This window comes from Propionicimonas sp. (assembly GCF_047606205.1).
In the GTDB taxonomy this organism is placed as follows: Bacteria; Actinomycetota; Actinomycetes; order Propionibacteriales; family Propionibacteriaceae; genus Propionicimonas.
Window position 1 is genome coordinate 1 of record NZ_JASGES010000168.1, and the last position, 6,364, is coordinate 6,364.

The window sequence follows — 6,364 nt, forward strand, 5'->3', positions numbered from 1 at the left end:
AGGACCCGGCCGCCGTCGCCCCCGCCCAGCCCGCGACCGCTGAGGCCGCGGCGCCCGCGCTCGAGGCCGCCGAGCCGGAGAAGACCGTCGAGGAGTGGCTGGCCGAACTCGACGCGCTGGTCGGCCTGGCCACGGTGAAGGCCGAGATCCGCCGCCAGACCGCGATCCTGCGGGTCGACGCCCTGCGCACCAAGGCCGGACTGATGAGCCCGACCATCACCCGGCACCTCGTCTTCGTCGGCAACCCGGGCACGGGCAAGACGACGGTCGCCCGGCTGGTCGCCGGAATCTACAAGGCCATCGGACTCCTCAGCACGGGCCAGCTCGTCGAGGTCGACCGCTCCGAACTCGTCGCCGGCTACCTGGGCCAGACCGCGATCAAGACCGCGGAGGTCGCGGCGAAGGCGTACGGCGGCGTCCTGTTCATCGACGAGGCCTACTCCCTCAACGGCGACCAGTACGGCGAGGAGGCCATCAACACCCTCGTCAAGGAGATGGAGGACCACCGCGACGACCTGGTCGTGATCGTGGCCGGCTATCCCGCACCGATGGACGAGTTCATCTCGAACAACCCGGGCCTCGCCAGCCGGTTCCGCACCACGATCACCTTCGACGACTACACCGACGAGGAGTTGCGCCGAATCTTCACCCAGATGGCCAGCACCTCCGACTACGACCTCGGTGAGGGCGTCATCGATGAGTTCACCAGCCAGCTCTCCCGACAGCGGCGCGACGAGACCTTCGGCAACGGCCGGTTCGCCCGCAACCTCCTGGAAGCGGCGATCGGACGCCACGCGTGGCGCCTGCGTGAGACCACCGAGCCGACGCTCGAGCAACTCCGGACTCTGCTCCCCGAGGACCTCCTCGACGACAGTGCCCCCACCGCGGCGGAGGCCGGCGCCCCGCTCACCCCGCCCGCGACCGCTGCCCCGATCCCGCCCGTCGAGTTCCCGGCCACGCCCAGGAGCGATCCGTCCGCCTCAGGGTCGCCTGACGACCCCGCCCCACGCGCGGTGCCGTCATGACCCAGCTCGCCGGCGCGGGCGCACCCGCCACGGAGTTCCCCGTCCCCGCGCCCAGCCGGTCGCCACAGCTGCTTCGCCGGCTGCAGGCCGTGATCGCGCTCGCCGTCCTGATCGCCGGCGCGGTCGGAGCCTGGGTGATCGCCGACCTGCGCGACGACCTCGCGTCGGTGCCGAACCTCGCCCAGCAGTACGCCCGGCTGGGCCAGGTGCAGCACGCCCTCAGCACGGCCAACGATCTCGCCACCCGCAGCGTGCTGCTCGGCGAGTCCGCGTCCGGCACCAACGCGACGGCGGCGGCCACCCAGGTCGCCAGGGCGAACGGCCTGGTCGTGCAGGCAGCCACCGACCGGCCCCAGGACGCCGCGGCGTTGACCGCGCTGGGGCAGGAGGTGCTGCAGTACTCCACGTCGCTCACCGTCGCAGCCGGTGCGTCCGGCACCACGGCCCGCAGCGCCCTCACCGCCGCGACCAGCCAGCTGGAGGAGGTGCTGAGCGCCATCGACGACCTCCAGGCGGAGCTCGCCACCGAGGCATCCGCGCGGCCGTGGAGCCAGACCTCCCCCGGGGCGGTCATCGTGATCGTGGTGATGCTGGGTGTCGTCGGGTGGGCGAGCTGGTTGCTCGCCCGGCTGAGTCATCGCGCGGTGAACCCCGGCCTGGCCGGGGCCGCCGCGGCGCTGCTGCTCCTGCTGGTCACCGGGGTGGCCGCCCAGAACACAGCCGCGCAGGCATCGGTGGCCAGCAGGGACACCGAGTTCACCCACGTGGTGAACGCCGCCACCGCGGTACGCCAGCTCGACACGGCCCAACGGGTGGTCACGACGGCCGTCCTGGACCAGACCTGGGACTCCGACGCCGAGGCCGCCTACGCCGCCGCGTACAAGGCGGCGTCCACCGCGGGCAGGGCGGAGGACCTGGGTTCGCTGTCGCGGTTCGACACCCAGCAGGCGGCCATCACCGACGCCGTCTCGAAGGGCGACCCGAAGACCGCCGCGTCCACTCTGCTGTCCGATGACGCCAAGGCGTTCCGCGCGGTGGCGGACGCGTTCCGGGACAAGGCGGAGGCGACCTCCGACACGGCCGTCGCGACCGCGGCCGACGAGCCCCGCGCGGCCCGCTCCGAACTCGTGTTCCATCTGGTGGTCACGATCCTCCTCGCCGTCGCCGGAGCCGTCGCCGGCGTCGGCGGCATCGCCCGCCGACTCCGGGAGTACCAGTGATCACCCCACAGAGTTCTTCTGCTCCGCAGCGATCCCCCGAACGAGCCCGCGGGGGTCGGCCATGAGCACCCTTTCCCCGACCGCTCCCGGCCGCCTCGGCGTCGCCGCCCACCCCGGCGAGGTTCTCGACTACCTCGGCCGCCTCGACACCTGGCTGCGTGAGCGGCGCGCCGAACTCGACGCCCTCGACGAGCAGATCGTGGCCACCGGCCGCCAGCAGGAACTCACCGCGGACCTCACCCTCGCACTGGCCCTCTGGCAGGCCGCTCGAACCCGGCAGAACCTGCTGCTCGCCGCGTGGGACTCCGGACGGGTCGGGCGCGAGGAGCTCGAGCGAGTCTCCGCCCTGATCTGGGGGCGCCTGGACACCGCGGGCAGCGAGGTCGCCCAGCTGCAGTCGATGTCCGTCTCGCTGCCGGAGGCCGGCCGGCTCTGCGACGCCCTCGTCGCCCAGCTGCGCACACGTCTCGACACCGATCCCGACGCCGAGCAGCAGCAGGTCCGGCTGCGCGACCTGCGGGCACAGCTCGAACGGATCCGCGACCAGCTGAAGCTGGAACCGCCGGCGCTCGCCCCCACGGGCGCGGCCCGCCTCGCGGGCCTGGCCGCCCGCACCGACGAACTGGTCGACAAGCGCGGTCGCGGGGGCGACATCGGAGGACTGCTCGGCGGGCTGGAGGTGGAGGCCGCCAGGTTCGAGCGCGACCTCATCGTCGGCTCCGCCCAGCGGCGGGAGGGCCGCGACCTCCTCGTCCGCGCCAGGGAGCAGCTCGCGCAGGCCTCCGCCAGGGAACAGGCCGTCCGGGCCCTCGCCGCGCAGGTCGCGGCGGCCGTGTGGCCCGCACCCCAGGTCGTCGTACCCAGCGTCGCCGGCCTGGGTCCGCTGCCCAACACGCGCACGGCGCTGGTCGGCTACGTCGACGGGCTCAGCCGGCTGGACGCCCAGTTGGGCGAGGCCCAGGCCGCCCTGTCCCGTGCCAGCGGTGACCGCGACGCCGCCGCCGCACTGCTCGATGCGCTCCGGGCCAAAGCGGCGGCCCTCGGTGCCGCCGACGACCCCGGCCTGGTCGCCATCGCCCGCCTGGCCGCCGACAGCCTCACCACCTCGCCGGTCGTCCTGCCGGTCAGCCAGCAGCTGCTCGGCGCCTACTCCGCGCGGCTCGACTACCTGGGCAAGCGATGAAGTGCCGCCAGCCGGGCTGTACCGGCACCATCGTCGACGGCTACTGCGACGTCTGCGGCATGCCCGGCGTGATGGCGGTCGGGCAGGCCGCGCCGGGCAACCGCCCGTCCACCCGCGCCAGCGGGCCGTGCCGGCAGCCGGGATGTCCCGGACACATCGTCGACGGCTACTGCGACGTCTGCGGCTCCCCTGATGTCGTCGCGGCCCCCTCGGCGTCGCCCAGCCAGGCCTCGACGCTCACCCGCACCTCGATCCACCTCGGCTCCACGGCGCTCGGCTCGGCACGGGCGACCTCCTTCGGCGGGCGGCCGCAGCGGCAGACCAGCAGCGAACGACTCACCACCGGACGGATCGGCGCCGGCCTGACCCGAGTGCCGCCGGCGCCGGCGATCGACCCCGCCAAGGCTGTCCTCGCCAATCCCGAGGTGCCGCTGGACGCACGGGTCTGCCCACGCTGCGCCGCCATGGTGGGCCAGGGTGCCGAGAACGTCGCATCCCGTTCCGAGGGTTTCTGCCCGGCGTGCGGCGCGCCGTACTCGTTCACGGTGAAGCTGAGGCCCGGCGACGTCGTCGCCGGCCAGTACGAGGTCGTCGGCGCCCTCGCCCACGGCGGCATGGGCTGGATCTATCTCGCGAAGGACCGCAACGTGTCCGGCCGTTGGGTGGTGCTGAAGGGCCTGCTCAACGCGGGCGACGCGGACGCCGTCGCCGCCGCCATCGGCGAGCAGCGGTTCCTGGCCCGGGTCGAGCATCCCCAGATCGTGGAGATCTACAACTTCGTCACCCACGACGACGCCGGCTACATCGTGATGGAGTACGTCGGGGGCCGGTCACTGAAGCAGCTGCTCAAGCAGCGGATGACGGCCAACAACGGCGAGGCGGATCCGCTGCCGGCCGAGATGTCGCTCGCTTTCCTGATCGAGATCCTGCCCGCCCTCGGCTACCTGCACTCGATCGGGCTGCTCTACTGCGACTTCAAGCCCGACAACGTGATCCAGGTCGGCGACGCGCTGAAGCTGATCGACCTCGGCGGCGTCCGCCACATCGGGGACGAGGACTCGGCGATCTACGGCACCGTGGGTTTCCAGGCGCCCGAGGTCGCCACGCTCGGCCCGTCCATCGCGTCCGACATCTTCACGGTCGGGCGCACGCTGATGGTGCTCAGCGCGGAGGTGCCCGGCTACCAGACCGAGTACGAGACCAGGATCCCGCCGGCGGAGGAACTGCCCGCCTTCGCCGCGCACGACTCGCTCTACCGCCTCCTGCTCAAGTGCTGTGCTCCCGATCCGAACGACCGCTTCACCTCCACCGAGGAGTTGCGGCTGCAGATGCTGGGTGTGCTCCGCGAGGTCGTCGCCGCAGGGACGCCCGGTGTCGGCACGATCTCGGCCGCCTCCGTCCTGTTCGAGGCACCCACGGTGGCCAGCGAGCGCACCGGTCAGCGGCAGCTCCCGCGGTTGCGTCCCGACCCGACCGACCCGCAGGCGGCCTGGCTCGCGCGGATCAGCACGGAGGACCCGATCGAGCGCCTGGCCGCCCTCGAGTCGCCGCCCGCGCTGTCGGCGGACGTGCTGCTGGCCCGCGGCGAGGCTGCGCTGGACGCACAGAACTCGCGCCTGGTCGACGACTGCGTCCGGCGGCTGCTCGCCGCCGACCCGTGGGAGTGGCGCGCGGTCTGGCTGGCCGGGATCGCCGCCCTGCAGGCGCACGACTTCACCACGGCGCAGAGCTCGTTCAATGCCGTGTACGGCCAGGTACCCGGAGAACTCGCCCCCAAGCTCGCCCTCGCGCTGGCCTGCGAGCTCGGCGGTGAGCTGGACATCGCAGAGAACCTGTACCGGGTGTGCGCCAGCACCGACGCGGCCTACGTGACCCCTGCCGCGTTCGGGCTCGCCCGGGTCCGCGCCGCCCGTAACGACCTGCCCGGCTCGCTGGCGGCTCTCGAACTCGTTCCCAGCACGTCCCGCGGCTACCCGGAGTCGCAGCGGCTGAAGGTGCGCGACCTCGTCGCCCTGGCCGACGACGCGCCGCGCCTCGACGACGCGTTCCGGGCGCTCGGCCAGGCCCGGCTGGAGCCGAGGGTCGAGGCCGAGTACCGCGTCCTGCTGCTCCGCAAGGCCTTTGACCTGGCCGGCGCCGGCGGCATCACGCTCGGCGGTCGGCCCACGACCACGGCGATGGTCCGCGACGACCTCGTCACGGGGTACCGGGAGCTGGCCCGGCTCACCGAGGACCCCGGGATCCGCGCCGGCTACGTCGACCTGGCCAACTCCCTGCGTCCCTGGAGCCTCCTGTGACCGAACCGACCTGGCCCACCCTGCCTCCTCCGCCTGAGCCGCCCACGACGCCCTCCCCTGCCTCCCCGCCGGTGCCCGGGCAGCCCGCGCAGCAGCAAGGGTCCGGAGCGGCCGCCGGATCACCCACCTGTCCCCGGTGCGGGCGCCCGATCGACCCCGCCGCCTGGTACTGCGAGGCCTGCGGCAACCCACTGATCCCGACCCTTGCCCCCGCCCCGCCCACGCACGCGGCGGACGCGCCGTCGAGCCAGACCCGCCGGCTCGGCGTCCGGGCGAGCCAGCTCACCACCTGCCCCTCGTGTGGCGGGACCGTGGGTGCGGACGGGTACTGCCAGACCTGCGGGGCGAAGGCGCCCAGCCCCCGTGACCACTTCAGCGAGGCGCCCGCCGGCTGGGTGGCCGGGGTGTGCGACCGCGGCGTCCAGCACCACCGCAACGAGGACGCCATGGCGCTGTGGGCGGCCGGCGACCGCGCCGTGCTGGTGGTCTGCGACGGCGTCTCCACCTCGGTCGACTCCGACGTGGCGGCGATGGAGGCGGCCCGGACCGCACGCGACGAGCTCGTCGCCCGTACCGCCGACCTGGCGGCCGGGGACGCCGCGGGCATGGCCGCCGCGCTCGTCGCGGCCGTCGCGGCCG

5 protein-coding genes are annotated in these 6,364 nt (G+C 73.6%); all 5 read left to right on the plus strand.

Going from position 1 to position 6,364, the window contains the following annotated elements:
* A partial coding sequence (locus QM633_RS10530; protein ID WP_415153710.1) for an AAA family ATPase occupies window positions 1–1,025 on the plus strand: 1,025 nt, incomplete at its 5' end.
* On the plus strand, window positions 1,022–2,245 hold the full coding sequence (locus tag QM633_RS10535) for a hypothetical protein (protein WP_415153711.1): 1,224 nt from the start codon (window positions 1,022–1,024) through the stop codon (window positions 2,243–2,245). The genes QM633_RS10530 and QM633_RS10535, both read left to right, overlap by 4 nt.
* Before the next feature lie 61 nt (window positions 2,246–2,306).
* Window positions 2,307–3,428 carry a hypothetical protein gene (locus QM633_RS10540; protein WP_415153712.1) on the plus strand — a complete coding sequence of 374 codons (1,122 nt, stop codon included), beginning with the start codon at window positions 2,307–2,309 and terminating at the stop codon, window positions 3,426–3,428.
* A complete protein-coding gene (locus tag QM633_RS10545) occupies window positions 3,425–5,725 on the plus strand; it encodes a tetratricopeptide repeat protein (RefSeq protein ID WP_415153713.1) in 2,301 nt (766 codons plus the stop codon). Before QM633_RS10540 ends, QM633_RS10545 begins: the two co-directional genes overlap by 4 nt.
* The coding region (locus QM633_RS10550; RefSeq protein ID WP_415153714.1) for a double zinc ribbon domain-containing protein at window positions 5,722–6,364 on the plus strand (643 nt) is incomplete at its 3' end. The genes QM633_RS10545 and QM633_RS10550, both read left to right, overlap by 4 nt.

Bases quoted from the DNA above. Each gene is read 5' to 3' on its own strand.
- QM633_RS10540 (WP_415153712.1), top strand. From the start codon at position 2,307: ATGAGCACCCTTTCCCCGACCGCTCCCGGCCGCCTCGGCGTCGCCGCC.
- QM633_RS10545 (WP_415153713.1), top strand. From the start codon at position 3,425: ATGAAGTGCCGCCAGCCGGGCTGTACCGGCACCATCGTCGACGGCTAC.
- QM633_RS10535 (WP_415153711.1), top strand. From the start codon at position 1,022: ATGACCCAGCTCGCCGGCGCGGGCGCACCCGCCACGGAGTTCCCCGTC.